The organism is Brevundimonas sp. AVps23W (genome assembly GCF_058681395.1).
This window is the reverse complement of record NZ_CM178738.1, coordinates 154,322-180,650: the sequence shown is the minus strand read 5'-3', so window position 1 is coordinate 180,650 and position 26,329 is coordinate 154,322. Positions and strand designations below refer to the sequence as shown.

22 protein-coding genes are annotated in these 26,329 nt (G+C 67.3%); 15 read left to right on the top strand and 7 right to left on the bottom strand.

Annotated elements, in window-relative coordinates:
- Nucleotides 1–406 precede the first annotated feature (406 nt).
- Both ACW177_RS00840 and ACW177_RS00835 read right to left on the bottom strand, forming a co-directional pair.
- The gene (locus ACW177_RS00840; RefSeq protein WP_492026786.1) at nt 407–1,747 is read right to left on the bottom strand and encodes an amidohydrolase family protein; all 1,341 of its coding nucleotides are present in this window, start codon (nt 1,745–1,747) and stop codon (nt 407–409) included.
- Complete coding sequence (locus tag ACW177_RS00835) at nt 1,747–3,219, bottom strand: amidohydrolase (protein WP_492026785.1); 1,473 nt, start codon at nt 3,217–3,219, stop codon at nt 1,747–1,749. The genes ACW177_RS00840 and ACW177_RS00835 overlap by 1 nt, the downstream gene beginning before the upstream one ends.
- Before the next feature lie 183 nt (nt 3,220–3,402).
- Between ACW177_RS00835 and ACW177_RS00830 the strand changes: the two genes are divergently transcribed.
- The 15 genes from ACW177_RS00830 (at nt 3,403) to ACW177_RS00760 (ending at nt 22,937) form a co-directional block, all read left to right on the top strand.
- Nucleotides 3,403–3,765, top strand: a complete 363-nt coding sequence (locus tag ACW177_RS00830) for an endonuclease domain-containing protein (protein ID WP_492026784.1) — start codon at nt 3,403–3,405, stop codon at nt 3,763–3,765.
- 119 nt (nt 3,766–3,884) lie between these two features.
- Complete coding sequence (trmB, locus tag ACW177_RS00825) at nt 3,885–4,586, top strand: tRNA (guanosine(46)-N7)-methyltransferase TrmB (protein ID WP_492026783.1); 702 nt, start codon at nt 3,885–3,887, stop codon at nt 4,584–4,586.
- Nucleotides 4,587–4,682: 96 nt separating this feature from the next.
- Complete coding sequence (locus ACW177_RS00820; protein WP_492026782.1) at nt 4,683–6,635, top strand: methyl-accepting chemotaxis protein; 1,953 nt, start codon at nt 4,683–4,685, stop codon at nt 6,633–6,635.
- A gap of 276 nt (nt 6,636–6,911) precedes the next feature.
- The gene (locus ACW177_RS00815; RefSeq protein WP_492028047.1) at nt 6,912–8,855 is read left to right on the top strand and encodes a methyl-accepting chemotaxis protein; all 1,944 of its coding nucleotides are present in this window, start codon (nt 6,912–6,914) and stop codon (nt 8,853–8,855) included.
- Nucleotides 8,856–9,092: 237 nt separating this feature from the next.
- Complete coding sequence (locus tag ACW177_RS00810) at nt 9,093–11,060, top strand: methyl-accepting chemotaxis protein (RefSeq protein ID WP_492026781.1); 1,968 nt, start codon at nt 9,093–9,095, stop codon at nt 11,058–11,060.
- A gap of 223 nt (nt 11,061–11,283) precedes the next feature.
- Entirely contained in the window at nt 11,284–13,275 is a 1,992-nt protein-coding gene (locus tag ACW177_RS00805; protein WP_492026780.1) for a methyl-accepting chemotaxis protein, read from the top strand.
- 83 nt (nt 13,276–13,358) lie between these two features.
- Nucleotides 13,359–13,862, top strand: coding sequence for a DUF1993 domain-containing protein (locus tag ACW177_RS00800; protein WP_492026779.1), 504 nt, complete (start codon nt 13,359–13,361; stop codon nt 13,860–13,862).
- A gap of 100 nt (nt 13,863–13,962) precedes the next feature.
- Nucleotides 13,963–14,244 carry a BrnT family toxin gene (locus tag ACW177_RS00795; protein WP_492026778.1) on the top strand — a complete coding sequence of 94 codons (282 nt, stop codon included), beginning with the start codon at nt 13,963–13,965 and terminating at the stop codon, nt 14,242–14,244.
- Entirely contained in the window at nt 14,195–14,473 is a 279-nt protein-coding gene (locus tag ACW177_RS00790) for a BrnA antitoxin family protein (protein ID WP_492026777.1), read from the top strand. Before ACW177_RS00795 ends, ACW177_RS00790 begins: the two co-directional genes overlap by 50 nt.
- Nucleotides 14,474–14,607: 134 nt before the next feature.
- Nucleotides 14,608–15,207, top strand: a complete 600-nt coding sequence (gene rimP / locus ACW177_RS00785; RefSeq protein ID WP_492026776.1) for a ribosome maturation factor RimP — start codon at nt 14,608–14,610, stop codon at nt 15,205–15,207.
- Nucleotides 15,207–16,973 carry a transcription termination factor NusA gene (gene nusA, locus ACW177_RS00780; protein ID WP_492026775.1) on the top strand — a complete coding sequence of 589 codons (1,767 nt, stop codon included), beginning with the start codon at nt 15,207–15,209 and terminating at the stop codon, nt 16,971–16,973. The genes rimP and nusA overlap by 1 nt, the downstream gene beginning before the upstream one ends.
- A gap of 18 nt (nt 16,974–16,991) precedes the next feature.
- Nucleotides 16,992–17,651: an RNA-binding protein gene (locus ACW177_RS00775; RefSeq protein WP_492026774.1), complete on the top strand. Its 660-nt coding sequence runs from the start codon at nt 16,992–16,994 to the stop codon at nt 17,649–17,651.
- Between the two features lie 108 nt (nt 17,652–17,759).
- The gene (gene infB / locus ACW177_RS00770; RefSeq protein ID WP_492026773.1) at nt 17,760–20,840 is read left to right on the top strand and encodes a translation initiation factor IF-2; all 3,081 of its coding nucleotides are present in this window, start codon (nt 17,760–17,762) and stop codon (nt 20,838–20,840) included.
- 121 nt (nt 20,841–20,961) lie between these two features.
- Nucleotides 20,962–21,771: a helix-turn-helix domain-containing protein gene (locus ACW177_RS00765; protein ID WP_492026772.1), complete on the top strand. Its 810-nt coding sequence runs from the start codon at nt 20,962–20,964 to the stop codon at nt 21,769–21,771.
- A 74-nt stretch (nt 21,772–21,845) separates the two neighbouring features.
- On the top strand, nt 21,846–22,937 hold the full coding sequence (locus ACW177_RS00760; protein ID WP_492026771.1) for a serine hydrolase domain-containing protein: 1,092 nt from the start codon (nt 21,846–21,848) through the stop codon (nt 22,935–22,937).
- Between the two features lie 56 nt (nt 22,938–22,993).
- On the opposite strand, the gene ACW177_RS00755 is transcribed toward ACW177_RS00760, so the two are convergent.
- The 5 genes from ACW177_RS00755 to ACW177_RS00735 form a co-directional block, all read right to left on the bottom strand.
- Nucleotides 22,994–23,515 (bottom strand): hypothetical protein, encoded by a 522-nt coding sequence (locus ACW177_RS00755; RefSeq protein WP_492026770.1) that lies wholly within the window; start codon nt 23,513–23,515, stop codon nt 22,994–22,996.
- 205 nt (nt 23,516–23,720) lie between these two features.
- A complete protein-coding gene (locus ACW177_RS00750) occupies nt 23,721–24,290 on the bottom strand; it encodes a CC0125/CC1285 family lipoprotein (RefSeq protein ID WP_492026769.1) in 570 nt (189 codons plus the stop codon).
- 98 nt (nt 24,291–24,388) lie between these two features.
- Nucleotides 24,389–25,039 (bottom strand): LysE family translocator, encoded by a 651-nt coding sequence (locus tag ACW177_RS00745; protein WP_492026768.1) that lies wholly within the window; start codon nt 25,037–25,039, stop codon nt 24,389–24,391.
- A gap of 238 nt (nt 25,040–25,277) precedes the next feature.
- Nucleotides 25,278–25,856, bottom strand: a complete 579-nt coding sequence (locus tag ACW177_RS00740) for a hypothetical protein (protein ID WP_492026767.1) — start codon at nt 25,854–25,856, stop codon at nt 25,278–25,280.
- Between the two features lie 74 nt (nt 25,857–25,930).
- The gene (locus ACW177_RS00735) at nt 25,931–26,326 is read right to left on the bottom strand and encodes a hypothetical protein (protein ID WP_492026766.1); all 396 of its coding nucleotides are present in this window, start codon (nt 26,324–26,326) and stop codon (nt 25,931–25,933) included.
- Nucleotides 26,327–26,329: the final 3 nt, after the last annotated feature.

Sequence of the window (26,329 nt, the reverse complement as noted above, 5' to 3'; positions counted from 1 at the left end):
GAAGCGGTGGAGGGGCTCTGGACGCCGCAGAGGCGCCTGTGTTGCGGACGCACCCCTTCCGTCACGGCGCGGAAGACGCGCCGCGCCACCTCCCCCAGAGTGGGAGGAGATGGGGTTGATGGAGCTTGGGCTGTCGGCCTCTTCTCTTTCGTCATTCCGGGCGAAGGGCCGCTTGGCCCGTAGACCCGGAACCCAGCGGCGCGCGGGAGCGCGAACCTGTCGCGGACTCGACCTTCAAACAGCCTGCGGCGGATAGATTTCGCCTTCGGCGCCGCTGGGTTCCGGGTCTCCGCTGCGCTTCGCCCGGAATGACGAAAGAAGGGCGGCGCTAACTCCCCAGAGGGGGAGGATAAAAAAGGGCGGAACCCTGCGGCCCCGCCCTTTCCGTTCAGGCTCTAAGCGGCCGTCAGTTGCGGTAGGCCGGCGGCATTGGCGTCTGCTGGCGGTAGCGGTCGCGCAGCAGCAGGGCGCGGCTGGTCAGGGGTTGTTCGACGCCGTCGATGAAGACGGCCGAGGGCTGGCTGAGCGGTTCCAGCGGGTCGCCGGACCAGACCACGACGTCGGCGGCGGCGCCCGGCGCGATCTGGCCGAACTGTCCGGCCATGCCGAAGATCTTGGCCGGATTGACCGTCAGGGCGGCGATGGCGGCGCTATAGGGCAGGCCGTGCGAGACGGCGTTGCCGGCGTTGTAGCGGGCCTCGCGGGCGCGGTGGGTCGAGCCCTCATTGCCCTTGATGGCGATGACGACGCCGGCCGCGTTCAGGGCCGCCGCATTCTCCATCCGCGCCGCCCGCATCTCGAAATCGGCGGGCAGGTTGGAGATGGGGTTCAGCAGGACCGGCACGCCCGCCGCCGCGATCTCGCCGGCGACCAGCCAGCCCTCTTCGGCGCCGTCCAGGATCAGCTTGATCCCTTCCTCGCGCGCCAGACGCAGCACCTGCTGGATGTCGGACGCCCGGTGGACGCTGACGATCAGGGGCATGGAGCCGTTGGCGACCGGGATCAGGGCCTCCAGGTCGGCGCGCGACAGGCTGAGGTCGCGCAGGCCCGCCCGCTCATAGGCCGACTTGTTGCGGGCGTAGAGGCGGACCTCGGCCATCGTCTCCTTGAACAGGACGAACTGGGCGCCGCGGGCGCCGCCGGCGATGTCGGCGCCGGCCTCACCGAAGGGGGCGACCATGGCCACGCGCGGCTTGACCAGGATGTTCGCATCCTGACCCAGGTCGATAATCGCCGCCTGGCCCGCGAACAGGCCCGGCGTCTGATAGCCGCCCTCGCCGGCGCCGGCCGTTTCGTCCTCGTGCACATGGCCGCCGGACGAGCCGGGGTGCTGGGGCACGACCACGGCGCGGGTGATGCCGCCCAGACGCGCCACCGGCAGGGTGAAGGACCAGGGGTCCAGGCCGTAGGAGATGTCGAAGGCGGCGCTGAGGGTGTTGGCGCTGTTGCGCAGTTCGTTGGTGCCGCTGACGGCGCCGACCTCGGTCCCGGCGAGGCCGGAATCGACGGCGACGAAGCCGGGGGCGACCGTCTTGCCGGTCGCGTCGATGACGCGGGCGCCGGACGGGGCGGCGCCGGCGCCGACCGAGACGATCTTGCCGTCACGGATCACGACCGTGCCGCGCTCGATGACCGAGGTTCCGGTCAGGACGCGGCCGCCGACGATGGCCACGGTGTCCTGGGCAAGGGCGGGGGCGGCGACAGCGAGAGCTGCGACGGCGCCGGCGAGGATGTGGGACAGACGCATCAGCGGGCTCCTTCGGCGACGTTGGCGGCGGTCAGGCCATAGCCCGGCTGGCCCAGCTCGAAGTCGCTGGTCGGCTGATAGGCGGGGTTGGTCCGGTCGAAGGTCAGGGCGCCGTCGATGAAGACCTGATCCGCGCGGGCGTAGATCGAGAAGGGATCGGCGCTCCAGATCACCACATCGGCGCGCTTGCCGGCCTCCAGCGAGCCGGTCTGGTCGGCGATGCCGATGGCCTTGGCGGCGTTGGAGGTGATCCAGCCGATGGCGTGTTCTTCCGAGATGTTCAGCCCGGCGCGGCGACCGGCCGACAGGGCGGCGGCGGCTTCCTGGTTCAGGCGCTGGGTCAGTTCCGCGTCGTCGGAGTGGATGACGGCGCACGAGCCCTGTTGCGCATCCACCAGCGCGGCGTTCTCCTCAATGGCGTCCAGGGCCTCCATCTTGAAGCCCCACCAGCCGGTCCACATGGCCGCGCAGATGCCGTTCTGGGCCAGTTGCGGCGCCAGCTTGTAGGCCTCGGTGGCGTGGTGGAAGGTGGTGATCCGGTAGCCGAACTCCTTGGCCATATCGATCATCATGGCCATCTCGTCGGCGCGGTAGCAGTGGTTCTGGATCAGGATGGACCCGTCCAGCACCCCGACCAGGGTCTCGTTCTGAAGATTGCGGGTCGGGGCCGCGCCCTCGCCGTCCTCGCGCCACTTGTCCCATTTGGCCTTGTAGTCGCGCGCGGCGATGAAGGCGGCGCGATAGCCGGCCATATTGCCCATGCCGGTCGCCGGGCTCTGGTTCCGCGAGCCATAGACGCGCGAGGGGTTCTCGCCGCAGGCCATCTTGACCGTATAGGGGGCGTCCGGGAACTTCATGCCCTGCATGGTGATGGACGGCGTATTGCGGATGGTTACGCCCCGTCCGCCGAACAGATTGGCCGAGCCGGGCAGGATGTGCATGGTCGTGACGCCGCCGGCGCGGGCGGTGTTAAAGCCCGGATCCTGGGGCCACAGCGAATGTTCGGCCCAGACCTGGGCGGTGTTGGGGCTGGTCGCCTCGTTGCCGTCGCTCATGCCCTGCACGCCGGGGGACGGATAGACGCCCAGATGGCTGTGGACGTCGATGACGCCGGGGGTGACATAGCGGCCGCGCGCCTCGATCACGCGATAGCCGGCGGGGACGGGGGTCGAGGCGTCGCCTACGGCGGCGATCTTGCCGTCCGTGACCACGACCACGCCATTGTCGATCTTGCGGTCTGTGCCGGTCAGGACGGTCGCGCCGACCACGGCGAAATTCTCGCGCGGCAAGGGCTGATAGGTGGACGGATAGGGGTTCAGGGTGGTCGCCGGATCCAGGCCGGCGGCCAGGGTCTTGTCCTTGGACGGCGCAGCCGCCTCCGATTCCGCGCCCGTGGTGGCGCAGGCCGACAAGCCAAGCACGGCAAAGCCTATGGCCGCGAGGCTGGCGCCCCGCAGATGATATCCGATCATCAGATCCCCTCTTCCCGACGACACGCCAGCCCGACGTGTCTTGCGACCGTCATAGGAGGGGCATCTGCCGGAGGCGTCAAAAGATTTCGATGTTCGGTGAGGTTACGGTACGATCCTCACCTCCCCGTTCGCGAAGGCGAATGGGGAGGACAGACCGCGAAGCGGTCAGGAGGGGGCGAGACGGTGGCTGACGGTCTGAGCTTCAAACGCGCGAAGGCCTTTCGCCGTTTAATGACTCCGCCGGAAGCCCGGCTTTGGACTGCGCTGCGGGCCGGTCGCCTGAACGGCTGCAAGTTCCGCCGGCAGCATCCGATAGGTCCGTATATTCTCGATTTCTACTGCGCCGAGGCGAAGCTGGCGGTCGAGGTGGACGGCGCGGTTCATGACCAGCTGGAACGGGTCGCTCACGACCAGCGACGGGCGGCGTGGCTGGGGGAGCGCGGCGTGAAGGTTGTCCGCGTGCGGGCGATCCATGTGAAAGACGAACTTGAGGGGGTGCTCGGCTTCATCCTGACGGTGGCGCGCGCGCGACGAGATGCGGGATAGGGTGGAGTCGCCCCCACCTGGTCGCTGGCGCGACCTGTCCTCCCCGTTCGCCTTCGCGAACAGGGAGGTGAGAGCGGATGGTCTGGACGCTCCGGCCTGGGACCGGTAACGGCACGCGCATGAACGACGACGAAAACCCCCATCTCGACCGGCCGCTGCGGTCGTTCGGCCGGATCAAGGCGCGGCCGATCAAACCGCGGCAGGCGGCGCTGATGGACAGCCTGCTGCCGACCATCGCCGTGCCGGACCCCAAGGCCGGTCCGCTGGACCCGAAGGCGATGATGCCTGAGGCGGTCGAGGTGTGGCTGGAGATCGGGTTCGGCGGCGGGGAGCATATGGCGGCCCAGGCGGCGACGCGGCCCGACGCCCTGGTGATCGGCTGCGAGCCCTTTCTGAACGGGGTGGCCTCGGCCCTGCGCCATGTCGAGGAAGGCGGGCTGAAGAATGTCCGCATCCACGCCGACGACGCGCGCGACCTCGTCGACGCCCTGCCCGACGCCTCGGTCGATCGGGTGCTGATCCTGTTTCCCGACCCCTGGCACAAGGCGCGGCACAACAAGCGCCGCCTGTTGCAGGACGAGACGGCCCAGGCCTTCGCCCGCATCCTGAAGCCGGGCGGGACGCTGCGGTTCGTCACCGACTGGCGCGACTATGCCGAATGGACGCTGGAGCGGCTGGAGCGCACGCCGGGGCTGGAGCGGATCGGGGCGGCGGACCAGGACTGGTTCGTTCCGCCGGCGGATCATGTGATTACCCGCTACGAAGAGAAGAAGCTGGGCGACACCGCGCCGATCTTCCTGGAATACCGGCGCAAAGCCTGACCCGACGAATACGGTATTCTACGTAGTTTCAACATAGGCAGGTGTTTAACGAACTTCGTTAGGAATGTTCCCTAAGTAAAATAACGGGGACGAACCATGAAGGCGTTGACGATCGGCGGCCGGATCAATCTCCTGGCCCTGGTGACGATGGCGGGTCTGCTGATCGTCACCGGCTTGTCCCTGATGCGGCTGGACGCCGTGATGCGCGACGACATCGCCGACCGCACCAAGAAGTCCGTCGAGATCGCCTATAGCGTCGTCGCCTATTATCAGGGCGAAGAGGCCGCCGGCCGGCTGAGCCGCGACCAGGCCCAGACCGCCGCCAAGGCCGCGGTCGGCGCCATGCGCTATGGCGCGGACGACTATTTCTGGATCAACGACATGCATCCCACCATGGTGATGCACCCGATGAAGCCGGCGCTGAACGGCAAGGATCTGAGCGAGAACAAGGACGCCGACGGCGTGCTGATGTTCAAGGAATTCGTCGCCGTGGTTCAGAAGGACGGCGAGGGCTTCGTCACCTATCAGTGGGCCAAGCCGAACCAGGACGGGGCCTCGCCGAAGATTTCCTATGTGAAGGGCTTCGCGCCCTGGGGCTGGGTGGTCGGCTCAGGCGTCTATACCGACCAGATCGCGGCGGCCGTGGGCAAGGCGGCCCTGGCCCTGGGCTCCATGGCCCTGCTGGTGCTGCTGGCGGTCGGGGCGACGGGCTGGTTCATCGGCCGTTCGGTGTCAGCCCCGGTGGTGGCGCTGGAACGGCGGATGCGCGGCCTGGCCGAGGGCGACAAGACCTCCGAGATTCCCGGCGTCAAACGCGGCGACGAGATCGGCAAGATGGCCGCCGCCCTGGCGATCTTCCGCGACGCCGCCATCGAAAAGGACCGGCTGGAGGCCGAGGCCCTGTCGCAACGCTCGATGAGCGAACAGGAACGGGCCGCGCGCGAGACCGAGAAGGCGCGCGAGGCCGAGGCCGACCGCGTCACCATTGAGGCCCTGGGCCAGGGCCTGTCGGCCATGGCCGACGGCGACCTGACCTATCGGATCGAGGCCGAGTTCGCGCCCAAGGCGGCGCAGCTGAAGACCGACTTCAACGCCGCCATCGCCCAGCTGCAACAGGCTGTGGCCGTAGTGGTGGCCAATATCGCCGGCATTCGTTCGGGCGCCGGCGAGATTTCGCAGGCCGCCGACGACCTGTCGCGCCGCACTGAACAACAGGCGGCGGGCCTGGAGGAGACGGCCGCCGCGTTGGACGAGATCACGGCCACGGTCAACAAGACCGCCTCGGGCGCCCGTCAGGCCTCGGATGTGGTTCAGGCGGCCAAGGGCGACGCGGAGACCTCGGGCGTCATCGTCCGCGACGCGGTCCAGGCCATGCAGGCGATCGAAGGCTCTTCGGATCAGATCAGCCAGATCATCGGCGTCATCGACGAGATCGCCTTCCAGACCAATCTGCTGGCGCTGAACGCCGGGGTCGAGGCGGCGCGCGCCGGGGAGGCCGGTCGTGGCTTTGCGGTCGTGGCCTCGGAAGTTCGGGCCCTGGCCCAGCGTTCGGCGGAGGCGGCCAAGGAGATCAAGACCCTGATCTCGACCTCGACCAACCAGGTCGGCGCGGGCGTGAAACTGGTCGGCCAGACCGGCGAGGCCCTGCAACGGATCGTGGATCGGGTCGCCGAGATCGACGGGTTGGTGTCGGAAATCGCCGCCTCGGCCCAGGAACAGGCGGTCGGCCTGGCCCAGGTCAATACGGCCGTGAACCAGATGGACCAGGTCACCCAGCAGAATGCGGCCATGGTCGAGCAGTCGACGGCGGCCAGCCATTCGCTGTCCCAGGAAGCCCAGTCGCTTCAGGCCTCGGTCGCCCAGTTCAAGGTCGGCGAGACGAGCCGCGCGTCTGCTCCCGCCGTCACGCCCAGTCCGGCGCCCAAGGCCGCCTCTGCGACGCCCGCGCGCTCGGGCCATATGGCCGCCGCCCTGAAGACCATCGGTCGCGGCGGCGCCGCACCCGCGCCCCAAGCTGACCCGGCGGTGGATGGGTGGGAAGAATTCTAGGTCGGGCGGCGTATTCATTGTCTGCTTGAACAGCAATTTCTACACGTACATCGAGTATTTACTGCAACCAAACAAATTATTGTTCTGATTTTCAATATTTAGATATGTCGAGTGTGTGAAGTTTCGCTTCAAAACTGATATTTTATACTCTCGTTAACTATCGGTGACGCATCCCTGCCCCCGGCAGATCACGCGAGTTCCTGAGCGAACGACAAGCGTGGCGCCGCTCGTCATCAAGGGGGATACAAGACCGTGAATTCCAAATCTGCCAGCGCCATGTCTTTCGGCAATGTGAAGATATCCAACAAGCTTATCATTGCTTTTTCGGCCGTTTTTGTCGCCGTCGTGGGCATGTCGTGCGCCGTATTCTTGAGCGCAAACAAGCTGGAGGAGGCGCAGCGCTGGGATTCGCACACGAACGACGTCCTGCTTGAGATCCGGTCGGTTTCCGAAGCCATGGTGAATCAGGAAACCGGCGTCAGAGGTTTTCTGATCTCCGGTGATCGCGAATTTCTCGAACCGTTCAACAATGGCGTCCAAGCTTTCGAGACTTCGCTGAGCAAACTGCGAGAGCTTACGTCTGATAATCCCAAGCAACAGGCGCGCCTTGATAGCCTCGACACCATGGCCGCCGCCTGGCGCGAAGAGGTCGCCAAACCCGAGATCGAACTGATGTCTGTCCCCGAGACGCAACAGGCCGGTCGCGCGATGGAAAGCTCGGGGCAGGGCAAGGCGAAGATGGACGCCGTCCGTGCCGTGCTCGACGAAATGTCGCAAGAGGAGCAGGGCCTGCAGACCGTGAGAAGCGCGACCCGCGCCAAGACCCAGGCCTTTTTGAAGTCCTCTCTGGTGGTGGGCGGTTTGATCGCCGCCGCAATCGCCGTGCTGATGGCCTGGATGTTGTCGATGACGATCTCGCGTCCGATCACGGCGATGACCGCTGCGATGACGAAGCTGGCTGCGGGCGACTACCGCGTCGATATTCCCGCCGCGGGGCAGCGAGACGAAGTCGGCCAGATGGCCCAAGCCGTCGATGTGTTCAAGACCAACGGATTGCGCGCCGCTAAGCTCGAAGAAGATGCCGTGGCGCAGCGTTCGATGACCGAACAGGAGCGTCTCGCCAATGAGGCCGAGAAGGCGCGGATCGCCGAAGAGGATCGCGTGGCTCTGGCGGCTCTGGCCGACGGTCTTTCGGCCATGGCCAACGGCGATCTGACACATCGTTTCGCGATCCAGGTCGCGCCGCGTTCGGAATCGCTGAAGTCGGACTTCAACGCCGCCATCGCTCAACTTCAACAGGCCATGGGCGTGGTCCTGAGCAATGTGGCGGGCATCCGCTCCGGCGCCGGCGAGATTTCTCAGGCGGCCGACGACCTGTCGCGTCGCACCGAACAGCAGGCCGCGTCGCTGGAAGAGACCGCAGCGGCCCTGGATGAGATCACCGCCACGGTCAACAAGACCGCCTCGGGCGCGCGCCAGGCCTCGGACGTGGTCCAGGCCGCCAAGGGCGACGCGGAGACTTCGGGCGTCATCGTCCGTGACGCCGTCCAGGCCATGCAGGCCATCGAGGGGTCGTCGGCCCAGATCAACCAGATCATCGGGGTGATCGACGAAATCGCCTTCCAGACCAATCTTCTGGCCCTGAACGCGGGCGTTGAGGCCGCCCGTGCGGGCGAGGCCGGTCGCGGCTTTGCGGTGGTGGCCTCGGAAGTTCGGGCCCTGGCCCAGCGCTCGGCGGAGGCGGCCAAGGAGATCAAGACGCTGATTTCCGCCTCCACCACCCAGGTCGGCTCGGGCGTGAGACTGGTCGGTCAGACCGGCGAGGCCCTGCAAAGGATCGTGGATCGGGTGGCCGAGATCGACGGGTTGGTGTCGGAAATCGCCGCCTCGGCCCAGGAACAGGCGGTCGGCCTGGCCCAGGTCAATACGGCCGTGAACCAGATGGACCAGGTGACCCAGCAGAATGCGGCCATGGTCGAGCAGTCGACGGCGGCCAGCCATTCGCTGTCCCAGGAAGCCCAGTCGCTTCAGGCCTCGGTGGCTCAGTTCAAGGTCGGCGAGACCGCCCGCGCGCCCGCGCAGGTCGCCGCGTCCCGCTCCGCGTTCCCGGCTGCGGCCCGTTCGGGTCATAGGGCGGCGGCGCTGAAGACCATCGGGCGCGGCGGCGCGGCCCTCAAGCCTCACGCCGAAGATCAGGCCGAGAACTGGGAAGAGTTCTGATCTTCGGGACGAGGACCGACGATCAGGGAACGGGGGTATAGGTGTTTTGCCCTAACGCCCCGTTTAGGATTCGTCTCAAGGCGGGAAGCCATAATCTAGGAGGTTTCAGACCTCACCCCTCTGTCGCCCCGGTGGACGTCGCTGTTCATCCCATCGGGCCGAAGGGCGGGTGAGACGCCGGAAGCCCGGGTTCAAATCCTTTGAGCCCTGTCTGTGCTATGGCGCCTGGAGACGGCCTTGAACAAGATTCTGTCGGACACCAAGGTCGCGGTGAAGATCATCGTGCCCCTGATCCTGCTGGCCCTGGTGGGGCTGGGCGGCGCCGTCTTCAGCGCCTGGGAGATGAAGCGGATCGACGCCAACTACAGCCGGCTGGTCGATGTCGATAACGTCGCAATGGTGCGGATGATCCGGGTCAACCGGAACCTTCAGGGTCTGGGCTACGACGTCTATAAGGTCTTCGCCTATGACGGCGCCTCGGCCGAAGCGCGCGAGGCGGCCGATCAGGCGAAAGAAAAGATCCAGACGATCGAGACCTTGCTCGGCGAGGCGGAATCCATCGCCCCGCACTGGAAAGACGAGATCGAGGGCTTCCGCGGCCCCTTGAACGAAATCCGCGCCCAGGCCGCGCGGTCCATCGAGTTTGGCCTCGTCAATGACAAGGCTGCGGAACGGGCTCTCCTGGTTCAGATCGACGCCAAGATGAAGGATCTGGTCCCGAAATTGACCGCCTTCACCAACGCCAAGGTCAAGCTGACCGCTGAGGAGTCGGTCCAGCTGTCGCAAGACGTCAATGCGGCGGCGCTGAAGACCTTGATCGCCACCGCCCTGGCGACCGTCGCCGCCCTGGCGGCCGGTCTGGTCGTGGCCCGGTCCATCGTCGGGGGCCTGACCGGCATCGGTGATCGCATGGGGCGGCTGTCCGCCGGCGACACATCGATCGACGTGCCCCATGCCCAGCGCAAGGACGAGCTGGGCAAGATGGGGGTCGCCCTGATCGCCTTCCGCGACGCCGCCATCGAGAAGGTCCAGCTGGAAGCCGAGGGCGCCGCCCTGCGCAACCAGTCGGACGAGGAGCGGGCTCGCAACCAGCGCGCGGCCGACGCCCTGGCCCGCGAACAGGCGACCGTGGTCACGGCTCTGGGCGAAGGTCTGGAGCACCTGACGCGCGGCGACCTGACCTACAGCATCACTCATGACTTCCCCGGCGACTACGCCAAGCTGAAGAGCGACTTCAACAGCGCCATCGTCCAGCTGCGGCAGGCCATGGGCGTGGTCCTGGGCAATGTGGCCGGTATTCGCTCCGGCGCCGGCGAGATTTCCCAGGCGGCCGACGACCTGTCGCGCCGCACCGAACAACAGGCGGCCTCTCTGGAGGAAACCGCCGCCGCCCTGGACGAGATCACCGCCACGGTCAACAAGACCGCCTCGGGCGCCCGCCAGGCCTCGGACGTGGTCCAGTCGGCCAAGGGCGACGCGGAGACGTCCGGCGTCATCGTCCGCGATGCGGTCGAGGCCATGCACGCCATCGAGGGATCCTCGGCCAAGATCAACCAGATCATCGGGGTGATCGACGAAATCGCCTTCCAGACCAATCTGCTGGCGCTGAACGCCGGCGTCGAGGCGGCCCGTGCGGGCGAGGCCGGCCGCGGCTTTGCGGTGGTGGCTTCCGAAGTCCGGGCCCTGGCCCAGCGTTCGGCGGAAGCCGCGAAAGAGATCAAGACCCTGATCTCGGCCTCCACCACCCAGGTCGGTTCGGGCGTGAAACTGGTCGGCCAGACCGGCGAGGCCCTGCAAAGGATCGTGGACCGGGTGGCGGAGATCGACGGCCTGGTGTCTGAGATCGCCGCCTCGGCCCAGGAACAGGCCATCGGCCTGGCCGAGGTCAATACGGCTGTGAACCAGATGGATCAGGTCACCCAGCAGAACGCGGCCATGGTCGAGCAGTCGACCGCCGCCAGCCATTCGCTGGCTCAGGAGGCCGAGGCGCTTCAGACCTCGGTGGCCCAGTTCAAGGTCGGAGACGCCGCCCGAGCCTCAGCGCCCGTCGCTGCGCCCCGTTCGACGCGCAAGGCCGCCCCGTCGGCCCCCGCGCGCTCGACCCATATGGCCGCCGCCCTGAAAACCGTGGGCCGTGGAGGCGCGGCCCCCGCGCTTCAGGCCGAATCCCAGGCTGCTTCGGCGGACGGGTGGGAAGAGTTTTGACTGGAATGCGCCGTTAAAGAACGCTGGTATGTAATTTGCCGTAACGCGTGGTTTACGCTTCGTCGCGACTTGGAAACCATTAATGGCCCCAGCTTCAGGCGTCGCCTGTTCGCGCAGTGAAATCCCCATCCCCTCTCGAGTGTGATGTCCGGGGTGGGGCGTGTGTTCGCATCGCGCAGACGGGTCGTAACGCCTGAGGCTCCTGAAAACCTGGGGCCGCCGAATGAAGATCACAGTCAAAACCCGTCTGCTGGCCGGCCTTGCCGCGATGGGCGTGGCGCTCGGCCTTATTGCAGCGGTCAGCTGGCTGTCCGCCGCCGCCGCCGGGGGGCGTATCCAGACCATCATCGTCGACCGTGTCGCGCCCATGCAGGCGCTGAAGGTGGTCAGCGACATGTACGCCGTGAACATCGTCGATACGGTGCACAAGGCGCGCTCGGGCGCCTTCACCCAGCAACAGGCCATCGACAGCGTTCATCAGGCCAAGGGGCTGATTCACACCAACTGGGCCGACTTCAACTCCCGTGGCGCCGTGTCGCCGGAGGAGCAGGCTCTGATCGACACCGCCAACGCCCATCTGCCCGGCGCCGAGGCCGCGACAGCTCAGCTCGAGGCCATACTGGCCTCCGGCGACAGGGTCGCCCTGGCGCATTTCGCCGACCACACGCTTTACCCGGCCATCGATCCCCTGACCGCCGCCATCGGCGCACTGGTCGATCTGGAGGCCAGGGTCGCGCGCGAGGAGGCGGTCGTGGCCCAGCACGCCTTCCGCCTGTCGCTGATCGCCATGGGCGTCATCAGTCTGCTGGCCATCATCACCCTGGTCTCGGCGACCCGTTTCGTTCTGACAGGCGTGACGGCGCCTTTGGACGCGATGACGCGCACGATGCGCCGCCTGGCCGCCGGCGAGCAGCAGATCGATATTCCCGGCGTGGGCCGACGCGACGAACTGGGCGAGATGGCCGCCGCCCTGGTCGTCTTCCGTGACGCGGCCGAGGCCAAGCGCAAGGCCGACGCCGATCTGATCGACGCGCGGACCGCAGCGGAGCGGGAACGTCAGCAGGCCGGCGAAGTGGTCGAGCGGGAGCAGCAGGCGCTGGTGGTTCGGTCCTTCGGCGTGGGTCTGGCCCGGCTGGCGGACGGGGAGCTGACCTATCGCATCAGCTGTGACCTGCCGCCCGAATACGCCCAGCTGCGCGACGACTTCAACCGGGCCATGGACCAGTTGCAGCAGGCCATCGGCGTGGTCCTGGGCAATGTGGCCGGCCTCCGCTCGGGCGCGGGGGAAATCACCCAGGCCTCGGACGATCTGGCGCGACGCACCGAACAACAGGCGGCGTCCCTGGAAGAGACGGCGGCGGCGCTGGACGAGATTACGATCAACGTCAACAAGACCGCCTCGGGCGCGCGTCAGGCCTCGGACGTGGTCCAGGCGGCCAAGGGCGACGCCCAGACCTCGGGCGTCATCGTCCGCGATGCGGTCGAGGCCATGCAGGCGATCGAGGGCTCGTCCAGCGAGATCAGTCAGATCATCGGCGTCATCGACGAGATCGCCTTCCAGACCAATCTTCTGGCCTTGAACGCGGGGGTTGAAGCGGCCCGCGCGGGCGAGGCCGGTCGCGGCTTCGCCGTGGTGGCGTCGGAAGTGCGGGCCCTGGCGCAACGTTCGGCCGATGCGGCCAAGGAGATCAAGACGCTGATCTCGACCTCGACGTCCCAGGTCGGATCCGGCGTGAAACTGGTCGGTCAGACCGGCGAGGCGCTGCAACGGATCGTGGACCGGGTCGCCGAGATCGACGGCCTGGTCGCCGACATCGCCGCCTCGGCCCAGGACCAGGCCATCGGCCTGGCACAGGTCAATACCGCCGTCAGCCAGATGGACCAGGTCACCCAGCAGAATGCGGCCATGGTCGAACAATCGACCGCCGCCAGCCACGCCCTGGCCCAGGACGCCCAGTCGCTTCAGGCCTCGGTCGCCCAGTTCAAGGTCGGCGACACGGTCCCCGTTCAGGCTCCCTCCCAGTCTTCAACAGAGTCTTCCGCCGGAGCCCCCCGCGTCGCGTCCAGGTCGGCGGCTACGGCGCCCGCGCGCTCGACCCATATGGCCGCCACCCTGAAGACCATAGGTCGCGGCGGCGTCGCGCCTGTGTCCCAGGCTGCGCCTCAGACGGCCGTTCAGTCGGGGCCGGCGGCCGACGGATGGGAAGAATTCTAGATTCGACGGGGGTGGGGGTGGCGCGGCGGCCATCAACCGCCCAGCTATGGCCTCCTCACCAAAGCCCTGGCCGGAACCCTGGAATGACCCTTTCGATCTACGACGTCGCCGCCCCCGTCCTCGTGCGCGGCCTGACCAACCTGTCCGGCTTTCTGGACAAGGCGTCGGCGGAAGGCTTTGACGAGGCCGTCCTGATCCAGGCCCGGCTCCATGAGGACATGCGACCTCTACCCGCCCAGGTTCAGCTGGCGTCGGACACGGCCAAGGGCGCCGTGGCGCGGCTGGCCGGCGTCGATAATCCGGCCATGGCCGACGACGAGACGAGTTTCGCGGAATTGAAGGACCGGATCGCCCGCACCATCGCCTTCATCGAGAGCGTGGACCCCGCCGCCTTCGCCGGAGCCGAGACCCGGCCGGTGACGCTGAAGACGCCCAGCCGCGAGATGAATTTCGACGGCCTGGGCTATCTGACCAGCTTCGTCCTGCCCAATTTCCATTTCCACGTGACGACCGCCTACGCCATCCTGCGCAAAGAAGGCGTGCCGCTGAGCAAGATGGATTATCTGGGGCGGTTGGCCTTGATCTGAGGGCTTCGCAGTCAAAATTGACGCCCTGATTTTTTGTGCTACATTAAATCAATCAAGGCGGCAGCCGCTCGATCATACGGGATAGGATAAGTCGGCTGTCGTGAAGATCAGCTACGACGAGGCCAAGCGGTTCCAGACCCTTGAGGCGCGAGGGCTGGACTTCCGCGACGCCGGTCGGATGTTCGCGGGAGACTGTCTCACCGTCGAGGACGACCGCCGCGACTATGGCGAGCGACGGTTGCAGACGATGGGCCTGCTCGACGGCGTTGTCGTGATGGTCGTGTGGACGCCCCGAGATACGGGGCGGCGCATCATCTCCATGAGGAAGTGCAATGGCCCGGAAAGAGACTTCTACCTCGCCGAACTGGGACGATCCCGATGAGGCGCCGCCCTGGTCGCCCGAGGTGTTTGCGCGGGCGGAAATCAGCACGGGCGATAAGGTCGTGCGCGCCGCGACGGGCACGCTGACGCGGGGGCGTCCGAAGTCGGAGGTGACCAAGGCCCACGTGTCTCTGAGGCTGGATCGCGACGTGCTGGATCGGTGGCGCGCCTCCGGTCCCGGCTGGCAGGCGCGGATCAATGAGGTGCTGCGAAAGGCCGTTGACGCATGAGGCCCTGCGAAAAGGGCTGACAAGCGAATGTGAAACGCCTATATGGCCCTCCACATCGTTAGACCGGCGTCCAACGGCGTCGTTCCAAGCGGCGGCCCGGACGGACCGCCGCTTTTGTTTTGGATAATCGCCGCTTGCGCGCAAGAACCGCCCAGGACCGCCAACTGCTGGAGCTGATCGACCCCATCGCGGAGTCGCTCGGCCTCGAGATCGTGCGCGTCCGCCTGATGACCGGCTCCAAGCGCCAGCGTCTGCAGATCATGGCCGAGCGCCCGTCCGACCACGACATCTCGGTCGAACAATGCGCCAAGCTGAGCCGCGCTGTGTCGGAGGTGTTCGACGCCGCCGACCCCATCGCCGGCGAATATATGCTGGAAGTCTCGTCGCCCGGCATCGACCGGCCCCTGACCCGTCCGCTCGACTTCGACCTGTTCGAGGGCGAGGAGGCGCGGCTGGAGACGGACCGGATGATTGAGGGGCGCAAGCGGTTCAAGGGCGTGCTGGCCGGCTATGAGGACGGCAATGTCCTGATCGACCTGGACGGCGAGGACGAAACCGCCCTGATCCCCTTCGACTGGTTGAGCGATGCGAAACTGGTCCTGACCGACGCCCTGATGAAACGGGGCGCCGCCATTCGCGCCGCGCGCGGCGAACCTGAAGACGACGGCCTGCCCGAAGGTGAGGCCGCCGATTTGACAACCGACACCACGACCCCTTCTGAGGACAACGCCTGATGGCCGTCACCGGTATTTCCGCCAACCGCCTCGAACTGCTGCAGATCGCCGAGGCCGTGGCCCGCGAGAAGAACATCGAGCGCGAAGTCGTCATCGAGGCGATCGAAGAAGCCATCCAGAAGGGCGCCAAGTCGCGTTACGGCGCCCACCACGACATCCGCGCCAAGATCGACCACAAGACCGGCGAACTGGCCCTGACCCGTCACGTCACCATCGTCGAGGACGACTGGCAGCCGGAAGACGAGCTGGAAGAGTTCAACGACAGCGCCATGGTGCGCCTGAAGGACGCCCTGAAGCGCGATCCCGAGGCCGAGGTCGGCAAGGAATATGTCGAGACCCTGCCGCCGTTCGAGTTCGGCCGCGTCCAGACCCAGATGGCCCGCCAGGTTGTGACCGGCAAGGTCCGCGAGGCCGAGCGCGCCAACCAGTACGAAGAGTTCAAGGATCGCGTCGGCGAGATCGTCAACGGCACGGTCAAGCGCGTCGAATACGGCAACACCATCGTCGATCTGGGCCGGGGCGAGGGCGTCATGCGCCGCGACCAGTCCATCCCGCGCGAAGTGTTCAACATCGGCGACCGGATCCGCACCTACATCTACGACGTCCGGCCCGAGGCCAAGGGCCCGCAGGTCATGCTGTCGCGCGCCCACCCCGGCTTCATGGCCAAGCTGTTCGCCCAGGAAGTGCCGGAAGTCTATGACGGCGTGATCGAGATCCGCGCCGCGGCCCGTGACTCGGGCTCGCGCGCCAAGATGGCCGTCCTGTCGAACGACAGCTCGATCGATCCCGTCGGCGCCTGCGTCGGGATGCGCGGCTCGCGCGTTCAGGCGGTCGTCGCCGAACTGCAAGGCGAGAAGATCGACATCATCCAGTGGAACCCGGATGAGCCGACCTTCATCGTCAACGCCCTGGCCCCGGCCGAAGTCTCCAAGGTCGTGCTCGACGAAGAAGCCGGCCGCGTGGAAGTGGTCGTGCCCGACGAACAGCTGTCGCTGGCCATCGGCCGTCGCGGCCAGAACGTGCGCCTGGCCAGCCAGCTGACCGGCTGGCAGATCGACATCATCACCGAGTCCCAGGACTCTGAGCGTCGCCAGCGCGAGTTCAGCGAGCGCACCGGCCTGTTCCAGGAAGCCCTGGACGTGGACGAGGTCATCGCCCAGCTGCTGGTCACCGAAGGCTTCGCCACGATCGAAGACCTGGCCTATGTCGATCCCTACGAAGTCTCGGAAATCGAAGGCTTCGACGAGGAGACCGCCGAGGAGCTGCAAGCCCGCGCCCGCGACTTCCTGGACCGCAAGGCGGCCGAGCTGGACGCCAAGCGCGTCGAACTGGGCGTCGAGGACGGCGTGTTGCAGGTGCCGGGCGTGACCCTGGCCATGGCCGTCGCCCTGGGCGAAGGCGGGGTCAAGACCGTCGAGGACCTGGCCGACCTGGCCACCGACGAAATCCGCGGCGGCTATGAAGTGAAGAACGGCGAACGGGTGAAGGTCCCCGGCGTGCTGGAAAGCTTCAACCTGGCCCAGGAAGACGCCGAAATGCTGATCCTCCAGGCCCGTGTGGCCGCCGGCTGGATCGACGCCTCGGAACTGCCGCAGCCTGCGCCGGAAGAGGCCGAGGAAGAGTTCGCCGACGGCGAATACGACCCGGATCAGGTGTTCGGCGACGCGACCGCTGAAACCGAAGCCGACGCCGACGGTTCCGAAGACGCAACTTCCGACGATACGGGGGTCCTCGCCGAGGACGCCTCCGAACCGTCGAACGCGTGATGGGAGACCTGGCCACATATGAGCTTGCGCGACGCAACGATTGATCGGGAACGCCGGGACCTCGTCTCTCACGAGGTCATGGACGAATCTCGCCTGATCCGTTTCGTCGCCGGGCCCGATGGCCAGGTGGTTCCCGACCTGGGCAGGAAACTGCCCGGACGCGGCCTGTGGGTCGAAGCCAGCCGCGCCTCGGTCGAGACGGCGGTCAAGAAGAACGGCTTCACCCGGTCGGCCAAAACCAAGCTGACCGCCCCGGCCGACTTAGCCGATGTCGTCGAACGGCTGCTGTTCCGGCGCTGTCTCGACCAGCTGGGTCTTGCCCGGCGCGAAGGCGTGCTTATCTCTGGCTTCGAAAAGTCCGCCGCCAATCTGCGGGCCGGCAAGGTCGCCTGGGTGATCGAGGCCGCCGACGGCTCGGCCGACGGGCGTGGCAAAATCCTCGCCCTGGCCCGTCATCAGACTGCGAAAGTCTGCGGCGCGTTCACTGTGGACGATTTGAGTTTGGCCCTTGGGCTGGAAAATGCGATACACGCCGTCCTGCTTGCGGGCGGACGGGCCGATCGGTGGACCATGGAGGTCGAACGATTGGCTGGATTTCGGCCGCTTCGCCCCCCTCACTGGGAGATTTCCGGTGTCGAAGGCGGATCGGCGGGAGCAACCCCTTCAGGGGCGAGCTAAGGATTTTAGCGGCCGAGGGCCTGTCTCCAAGGGCGGAGACGGGCTCACGGTCGTTCATGTGCATTAGATGAGGATGGCGGGCCTTTCCGCCCCGAGTAAAGCGACCGGATGAGCGACGAAAACGACAAGACCAACCAGGGTTCGGGCCAGGGCAACCAGGGCGGCACGCCGTCCCAGACGGGGCCGCGCGCTCCGCTGAGCCTGAAGCCGCGCGTTGTGGGATCGGTCCCGACCGGGACCGTCAAACAGAGCTTCAGCCACGGGCGGTCCAAGACGGTGGTGGTCGAGACCAAGCGCCGACCGGGCGCCGGCGGGCCGCAACGCCCGCAGGGCTTCGACGTCGCGCGCCCGCAACAGGCCGCCTCGCAGAACCGGCCCCAGGGCCAGCGCTCGTCGCAACCGGCCGGCGGCGCCCTGTCGGCCGAAGAGCAGGAAGCGCGTCGCCGCGCCATCGCCATGGCCACCCAGGCCAACGCCGCCAAGGCTGCGGCCGACGCCGCCGCCAAGGCCGCCGCTGAAGCCGCTGCGCGCGAACAGGCCGCCGCCACCGAACGCGCCGCCCAGGCTGCGCGTGACGAGGCCGCCGCCGCCAAGGCCGCAGCCGAGGCTGCACGCGCCGAGGCCGCCAAGCTGACCGCCGCCGCGCCCGTCGCTCCGGCCAAGCCTGCGCCCAAGCCGGCCGCGCCCGTCGCCGCTGCGCCGACGCCGGCTCCGGCTCCGGTCGCCCCGACTGCTACGACGACGCCGGCCCCGACGCCTGCGGCCCCCGCAGCTCCGACCCGTCCGGCGGCTCCGGCCCGTCCGGTCGTCAACTTCGGCCAGCGCGTGCCCAAGCCCGGCAATCCCCAGCGCGCGGCGCCCGAGCGTCCCGCCTTCGGCGGTCGTTCGGCCCGTGAACAGGCGATGGGCGGCGGCGAGCGGTCCTATACGGATCGTCCGCAGACCGACCGTCCGCAAGGCGACCGCCCCCAGGGTGATCGTCCCCAGGGCGCCCGTCCCGGCGCCGGCGGCGCAGGCCGCCCGCAAGGCGCCAAGCCGGCCGAGCCCGTCCGCTATTCGGCCCTGAACCCGCGTCCGGCTCCCGGCACCGCCCGTCCCGGCGGTCCGCGCACCGGCCCCGGCGGTCGTGCGACCCCCAATGCGCCCCCGGCCCAGGCCGAGGTCGCCCGTCCCAGCCGCGCCCCCGGCGCCGGCTTCGGCCGTCCGGTCGGCCGTGACGACGATCGCGAGAAGCGTTTCTCCGACGCCGGCAAGGCGGTCAGCCGCACGCGCGGCGAGCCCAAGCGCCGCGAAGGCCGGATGACCATCCAGTCCGTGGTCGGCGACGGCGACGCCGCCGAGCGGATGCGCTCGCTGGCCTCGGTCCGCCGCGCCCGCGAACGCGAGAAGGAAAAGCGCAAGGGCGGCTCGACCGACGCGCCCAACCGTCCGCGCGAAGTGGTCATCCCCGACGTCATCACCGTGCAGGAGCTGTCCAACCGGATGGCCGTGCGCGGCGTCGACATCATCAAGTTCCTGATGAAGCAGGGCCTGATGATGAAGATCAACGACGTGATCGATTCCGACACCGCCGAACTGGTGGCCGAGGAGTTCGGCATGGCGGTCAAGCGCGTCTCTGAATCCGACATCGAAACCGGCTTCCTGGGCGAGGCCGACGACGCCGAGGCCTCCGAAGTCCGCGCCCCCGTCGTGGCCATCATGGGCCACGTCGACCACGGCAAGACCTCGCTGCTGGACGCCCTGCGCACCACCGACGTCGCCGGCGGCGAAGCCGGCGGCATCACCCAGCATATCGGCGCCTATCAGGTGCGGCTGGAAGACGACCAGAAGGTCACCTTCCTGGACACCCCGGGCCACGCCGCCTTCTCGGCCATGCGGGCGCGCGGCGCCAATGTGACCGACATCGTGGTGCTGGTCGTGGCCGCCGACGACGGCGTCATGCCCCAGACCATCGAGGCCATCCAGCACGCCAAGGCGGCCAATGCGCCCCTGATCGTCGCGGTCAACAAGATGGACAAGCCGGGGGCCACTTCGCAGAAGGTCGTCAACGAGCTGCTGCAATACGAAGTCATCGCCGAAAGCCTGGGCGGCGAGACCCAGATCATCGAGGTCTCGGCCAAGGAGCGGATGAACCTCGACGGCCTGCTGGAAGCCATCCTGGTCCAGGCCGAGGTCATGGACCTGCGCGCCAACGCCGATCGCTCGGCCGAGGGCGTGGTCATCGAGGCCAAGCTGGACAAGGGGCGCGGCCCGGTCGGCACCGTCCTGGTCAAACGCGGCACGCTGAAGCGCGGCGACATCGTCGTGGCCGGCGGATCGTGGGGCAAGGTTCGCGCCCTGCTGAACGAACGCAACGAGCAGCTGACCGAAGCCGGTCCGTCCGTCCCGGTCGAGATCCTGGGTCTGGACGAGGCCCCGTCTCCGGGCGACGTCTTCGCCGTGGTGGAATCCGAAGCCCGCGCCCGCGAGCTGACCGAATACCGTCAGCGGGTGAAGCGCGAAAAGGCCCAGGTCTCGGGCGGCTCGGTCTCGCTGGTCGACATGATGGCCAAGCTGGGCTCCAAGAAGGCCTCGGAACTGCCGGTCGTCATCAAGGCGGACGTCCAGGGCTCCGCCGAAGCCATCATGGGTTCGCTGGACAAGATGAGCACCGACGAGGTGCGCGCCCGCACGGTCTATTCCGGCGCCGGCGGCATCACCGAGAGCGACGTCAACCTGGCCAAGTCGGCCGGGGCGCCGATCCTCGGCTTCAACGTCCGTGCGTCGAAACAGGCGCGCGATCTGGCCGACCGCGAGGGCGTCGAGATCCGCTACTATTCGATCATCTACGACCTGCTGGATGATATTAAGGGCGTGCTGTCCGGCATGCTGGCGCCGCTGCAACGGGAAACCTTCCTGGGCAACGCCGCCGTCCTGCAGGTGTTCGACATCTCCAAGATCGGCAAGATCGCCGGTTGCCGGGTGTCGGAAGGCGTGGTCCGCAAGGGCGCCCGCGTCCGTATCGTCCGCGACGACGTGGTCGTGCTCGAACTGGGCACGCTCAACACGCTCAAACGCTTCAAGGACGAGGTCAACGAAGTCACGGCCGGCCAGGAATGCGGCATGCAGTTCCAGGGCTTCCAGGACATCAAGGAAGGCGACTACATCGAGTGCTTCACGGTCGAAGAGATCAAGCGCACCCTGGACTAGGTCCGAGTTTCGCCAGCACCGACAGAGACAGGCCCGGAACCCAGGTTCCGGGCCTTTTTCTTTGCGCGAGTCCTGCGCATGATGCCAAGCGTGGCGGGAGACGCCGCGCGGAGATCGGTTCATGGCCAGACCACATCTGTCGTCCGGCGACTTCTTCGGCGCGGCGTCGCGAACGGTCGAGGCCGGGGGTTTCCGCGTCGGCCTGTGGATCGCCGACCGTCCGCCCGAGAGCGTCGTGTTTCACGCCCATGACGACGCCCATTTCATTCTGGCGCTCGACGACGGCTATTGCAGCCTGGCGCACGACCCCCTGACGCCCAAGGGCGCCGCCTTCGGCCCCGGCGCCCTGGTGTGGAATCCACCGGGCGTCGAACACCGCGACTGTTTTACCGACGCCGGCGGCCGCTTCCTGTCCATCAGTTTCGATCCGCCGAAGAGCGCCGGGCGCGGCGACCCTGTGCGGTTGCGCGGCGCCCTGGCTGAAGGCGCGGCGCGACGTCTGATCGGGGTGGCCGGCCGGTTCGCGGCGGGCGACGCCGTGGCGATGGAAGGGCTGACCTTGGATCTGGCGGCGGCGGTGCTGACCCCCGGCGACCTGAACGAGGACCCGGCGCCCGAGTGGCTGCTGCGGGCCCATGAGGTTCTGCACGACCTGGCCGATCAGCCGGGGCTGGAGGTGGCGACCGTGGCGCGCATCGTCGGCGTCCACGCCGTCTCGCTGGCGCGCCGCTATCGTCGCCATTTCGGCCGTTCGCCGGCGGCCGCCATTCGCCAGGCGCGGGCCGATCGCGCCGCCGGGCGTCTGGCCAAGGGCGTGGACCTGGCCGAGCTGGCCGCACTCGGCGGCTATGCCGATCAAAGCCATCTGACCCGCGAGTTCGGGCATATCTACGGCCTGACGCCCGGCCGCTATCGCGCCCTGTTCGCCTGAGCCGGTTTCACCTGTTCAAGACCCGGCGCGCGCGGTCTGCGACACGTCGGGTCTCGCCTCTCTCAAGGATTGTCATGCGTTCTCTGCTTGTCGCGGCCCTCGGGCTCGCTCTTGTCTCGTCCCCCGTCGCGGCCGAACCGGCCTGGCCCGTCGCCGCGCCTGAAAGCCAGGGGGTCTCGGCCGAGGGGCTGGCGGCCATGGACGCCGCCGTCCGCGCCGGGACCTTCCAGAAGATCACCAGCGTCCTGATCGCCCGCCACGGCAGGCTGGTCCATGAGGTCTATTTCGATGAAGCGGGCCGCGAGAGCCGGCGCAACACCCGCTCCGTGACCAAGACCGTCACCGCCATGCTGGTCGGCGCTGCCGTCGCGCGCGGCGACATCGCCAGCGTCGATGCCCCGATCCTGCCCTTCGTCGCCGACCACGGGCCGTTCGACAATCCGGACCCGCGCAAGGCCGCGATCACGGTCGAGGATCTGCTGACCATGAGTTCACTGCTGGAATGCGACGACGACAATTCCTTCTCGCGCGGCAACGAGGAGCGGATGTATCTGATCGAGGACTGGGTCAAGTTCGCCATGGACCTGCCGATCCGGGGCTTTCCGGCCTGGATCCCCAAACCGGCGGACCAGCCCTATGGCCGGGCCTTCAGCTACTGCACCGCAGGCGTGACCACCCTGGGCGCGGTGGTCCAGGCGGCGACGGGCGAACCGCTTCAGGCCTTTGCGCGCGACGCCCTGTTCGGCCCGTTGGGGATCGAGGGCGAGCAGTGGCAGACCTCGCCGACGGGTCTGGCCCAGGGCGGCGGCGGCCTGGGCCTGCGCAGCCGCGACCTGCTGACCCTGGGCCAGTTATTGCTGAACCAGGGCCGCTGGGACGGGCGCCAAGTCCTGCCGGAGGCCTTTGCGAAGGCCATGACCGCCCCGCATTCCACGGTCGATCCCGAACGGGGCGACTACGGCTATCTGGTCTGGCTGCCGACCTATCAGGTCAACGGCGTGGCCCATCCCGCCTGGGCGATGGCGGGGACCGGCGGCAATAAGGTGGTGATCGTTCCGGACCTGGACACGGTCGTGGTGGTGACGACCGAGAACTACAATGTCCGCAATCCGCACGGTCTGGCCGACGCCCTGATCGCCGGCCACGCCCTGGCGGCCATGAAATAGAATGAGTAGAGAGCGGCGGTAGTGCGTAACATTGAGGCCGAGAATTGCAAAATGATCTAGATGGAGCGTTTTGTGTGCTGTGCTTTAGTTGTTTTCTTTTCTTGCTTCAATGCGCGGCGCCTTGCTGCCCGGTTCTGACCTAACACTTCGTTGGGTGGGTTCCGGGTAGTCTCTGGCTTTGGTGCCGAATACGGCTGCGGCGGTGGCGTACTTTGCGTTGCGACAAGCTTCCGCATCTCATCAATTAGTTGCTCCTGCTGAGCGTTCGAAGCTCGCAGTTCACTGAGAACCGCCTCCTGATCTGCATCATCGTCTCGACCGGTGGCGTACTGAAGCCACAACGCCAACAGCGCAACGAGGAGAGGGATACCTCCGACAGCCTGTAGAGTGGCGACAAGTTTGCCGAGCGCAGGATTTATTGCGACGGCCTCTGAAATAACCTCGTCTGGCCGTGTCCGCCCTTCCTTGGCTGAGGCAAGAACAGATTGAAATTTTTGAATAGACGCAGCGTCTAGTCGTCGGAACGATGAAATTGTGTCGCCAACAAAATCGTACACACCGTCCTGCACGTTCGCCATGCCACCACATCGAGGACATGACTCGCGGTTGCCGGACAGGGTTACATTGCGCGAGTCCCTGATTGAAAACCCCCGCGAAACGAAACGCAGGCCGCAAGACGGACAGTGGACCGGGACTGACATACTTCTCGAATATCACCGTTCCCCATTTCGGGGAAAGTGTTCTTCAACTACAATGATACGCTATCCATTGCGCCTGCGCGGCTTAAGGTGCCGGGCGGATGACGCGCGAAGACAGGTTCTGGACCACTTCGCGGGCGTCGAAGGCGTTGGCGTCGTCGGCGGGTTTGGGACCACGACCCATGATGATTTCGGCGTTGGCTTCGTAGCGGTCGATCTGGCGGGTGTCGAAGTCGTCGCCGCCCCAGTTGTTCCACGGGCTCCAGAAACCGCCGCGGTAATAGCGCCACGACGGACCCCAGTAGGGGCCGTAGAAGCTGTTGTAGAAGGGGTCCGGCGTCGTGACGTAGCGGGTGTCGCGGTCGGTGGCGCGGTTGACGGTGGCGAACCAGTCATAGCCGTTCTCGACCGTCAGTTCGGCCGAACGCAGCAGCAGGGACATCTCGACCTGTTCGCGCGAGGTTACCGAATTGCCGGCGAAGCTGACGCGGTAGCGGTTGGACTCGACCCGCTGTTCGGCATAGCCGCCGCGCTGGCCGTTGAGGCCGGCGGGCTGATAGGGGGTGGCGGTGGCGCAGGCGGCCAGGGCCAGGGCCGCGACCGTCGTCAGGGCCAGGGCCCTGAGCGCCGACCTGTTTCTGGGAAGGGCTTTCATGAAATCAACTCCTTGATCGCCCATTCGGGCGCGCTGGCGGCTGAACGGCGCATGAACGACCACGTTCCCCTTCAATCTAGGACGAAGCCTGCCTGCGTCTAGAGCCTTAATACAATCAGTACGGCCGCCGTCAGCAACAGGATGCCGACGAACAGGCCGAAGCCGCGCCGGAACCGGGGCTGCTGCATGCGCTGCGACAGGGCGGCGCCGGACAGGGCGTAGGCGCTCATCGACATCATATCCATGCCGATGACGGCCAGGGCGAACAGGGCCAGTTGCGGCGCCACGGGCCGTTGGATGTCCAGAAAGGGCGGCAGGACGGCGGTGAAGAACAGTATGGCCTTGGGATTGGCGATCTGGACCGCGAAACCGTCGATGAAGGCGCTGCGGCCCTTGCGCACCGCGACGGCGTGATCGGGCTGCTGGGGGTCGGCGGGGTCGGTGTTCTGCACGGCGCCGCGCAGGGCCTTGATCCCCAGCCAGGCGACATAGAGGGCGCCCCCTATGGCGATCAGGTGAAAGGCGTCAGGAAAGGCCTTGACCAGGGCGCCCAGGCCCAGGGCGGCGGCGGCGAACCAGACCAGGGTGGCGCAGTTCATGCCCACCACCCCGACCAGGGCCGAGGCCCGGCCCTTCTCCACCCCGGTCGCGACCGCGAACAGATTGGCGGGCCCCGGCGTGATGGCCATCACCACCATGACCCCCAGGAAGGTCGAATAGAGGTGCGGATCGACGGGGAGGGCGTTCATGCGGCGTCGTGTCGCTGTGATCGCGGGCGCGGTCAAGAAGAGGTCTCTCACCGCCCCGTTCGCGAAGGCGAACGGGGAGGACAGGCGGGAGCGTCAGCGAGCGCCAGGTGGGGGCGAGCCGGTTTCAGACGCTGGCGTGGTCATCACGGCTGTCTGAGTCGCCCCCTCCTGGTCGCAAGCGCGACCTGTCCTCCCCCCGCGCCTTCGCGCGCGGAGAGGTGACTTCCAGGAAGTAGCGTCAGGCGGTCGGCGTCTCGGGCGGTTCAGGGGCTTCGGGCGCCTCGGGCGCTTCGACCGCCTCGTCCTCCAGGGTGTCGCTGGCCTGGTCCAGGGCGTACTGGGCGATCAGGCCGTAGGTCTCGAGCTGTTCGGGGTCGGGATTGGTCCAGGCGCTGTTGCGGGCGATGCCGGTTCCGGCGGCTATGCCCTGTTCCATCGCCTGCTGAACCTCGGGGTCGTTCAAGGCCTGTTCGACCAGGGCGTCCACGTCGATGTCCTTCAGGGCTTCGGCGGCCAGTTCCGAGGCGTGTTTCGTGGCCTCGGCGGTGAAGGCGGCGACGTCGGGGGCATAGTCGGACCACAGGGCGGCGATCTGCTGGCCGCGCTCGCTCTCGCTCAGGGTCTCGTCTTCGGAAATGGCCTCGGCCCGTTTGCCGAAGGCCTCCATCCGCTTCTCGAAGGCGTCGGCGGCGGATTCCAGCCGGGCCTCGGCGGAATCGGGGTTGGCGGCCACGGACGAGGTTTTGCCGTCCTGCGCCAGGGCGGAGGACAGGGGCAGGAGCGCCAGGGCGGCGGTCAGGCTGAGAGCGCGGATCATGGGAGACTTCCCCGTTGACGACCCGATCAAACTCCGCCCAAGGCCGCCCGGCCTCAAGTGAAATCGCGGTAAGGCTATTGGGGGGTGGCGGCCGCCGCCTCGATTTCGGCGCGCGCCTTGGCCGGAATGGTCTTCATCTGTTCCGCGATCATGACGACCTGATCCGCCGGCGCGCCCTGGGAGGCCGCAAAGGCCTGAACATCGGCGGCGAAGGCGTCGACCTGGGGCTGATAGCGGGCCTGCAGGGCGTCGAGGTCCGCCTTGGCCTTGGCCTTGTCCGTCTGGGCTGCGGCGGCCTGCATCTCGGCCGACATGGTCTCCATCGTCTTGCCGAAGGCCTCGGCGCGCGCCTCGAAATCTTCTTCGTCGAGGGGTTCGGCAGCGGGGGCGGCGGGCGCGGTCTGGGCGGAGACGAAACTGGGTGCGGCGACCAGGATCAGGGCGGCGGCGACGCAGGACAGGAGACGCATGGG

Coding starts and splice junctions, on each gene's coding strand:
- ACW177_RS00840 (WP_492026786.1), bottom strand. CDS start 1,747: ATGCGTCTGTCCCACATCCTCGCCGGCGCCGTCGCAGCTCTCGCTGTC.
- ACW177_RS00835 (WP_492026785.1), bottom strand. CDS start 3,219: ATGATCGGATATCATCTGCGGGGCGCCAGCCTCGCGGCCATAGGCTTT.
- trmB (WP_492026783.1), top strand. CDS start 3,885: ATGAACGACGACGAAAACCCCCATCTCGACCGGCCGCTGCGGTCGTTC.
- ACW177_RS00820 (WP_492026782.1), top strand. CDS start 4,683: ATGAAGGCGTTGACGATCGGCGGCCGGATCAATCTCCTGGCCCTGGTG.
- ACW177_RS00815 (WP_492028047.1), top strand. CDS start 6,912: ATGTCTTTCGGCAATGTGAAGATATCCAACAAGCTTATCATTGCTTTT.
- ACW177_RS00805 (WP_492026780.1), top strand. CDS start 11,284: ATGAAGATCACAGTCAAAACCCGTCTGCTGGCCGGCCTTGCCGCGATG.
- ACW177_RS00800 (WP_492026779.1), top strand. CDS start 13,359: ATGACCCTTTCGATCTACGACGTCGCCGCCCCCGTCCTCGTGCGCGGC.
- ACW177_RS00790 (WP_492026777.1), top strand. CDS start 14,195: ATGGCCCGGAAAGAGACTTCTACCTCGCCGAACTGGGACGATCCCGAT.
- nusA (WP_492026775.1), top strand. CDS start 15,207: ATGGCCGTCACCGGTATTTCCGCCAACCGCCTCGAACTGCTGCAGATC.
- ACW177_RS00775 (WP_492026774.1), top strand. CDS start 16,992: ATGAGCTTGCGCGACGCAACGATTGATCGGGAACGCCGGGACCTCGTC.
- infB (WP_492026773.1), top strand. CDS start 17,760: ATGAGCGACGAAAACGACAAGACCAACCAGGGTTCGGGCCAGGGCAAC.
- ACW177_RS00765 (WP_492026772.1), top strand. CDS start 20,962: ATGGCCAGACCACATCTGTCGTCCGGCGACTTCTTCGGCGCGGCGTCG.
- ACW177_RS00760 (WP_492026771.1), top strand. CDS start 21,846: ATGCGTTCTCTGCTTGTCGCGGCCCTCGGGCTCGCTCTTGTCTCGTCC.
- ACW177_RS00755 (WP_492026770.1), bottom strand. CDS start 23,515: ATGGCGAACGTGCAGGACGGTGTGTACGATTTTGTTGGCGACACAATT.
- ACW177_RS00750 (WP_492026769.1), bottom strand. CDS start 24,290: ATGAAAGCCCTTCCCAGAAACAGGTCGGCGCTCAGGGCCCTGGCCCTG.
- ACW177_RS00745 (WP_492026768.1), bottom strand. CDS start 25,039: ATGAACGCCCTCCCCGTCGATCCGCACCTCTATTCGACCTTCCTGGGG.
- ACW177_RS00740 (WP_492026767.1), bottom strand. CDS start 25,856: ATGATCCGCGCTCTCAGCCTGACCGCCGCCCTGGCGCTCCTGCCCCTG.
- ACW177_RS00735 (WP_492026766.1), bottom strand. CDS start 26,326: ATGCGTCTCCTGTCCTGCGTCGCCGCCGCCCTGATCCTGGTCGCCGCA.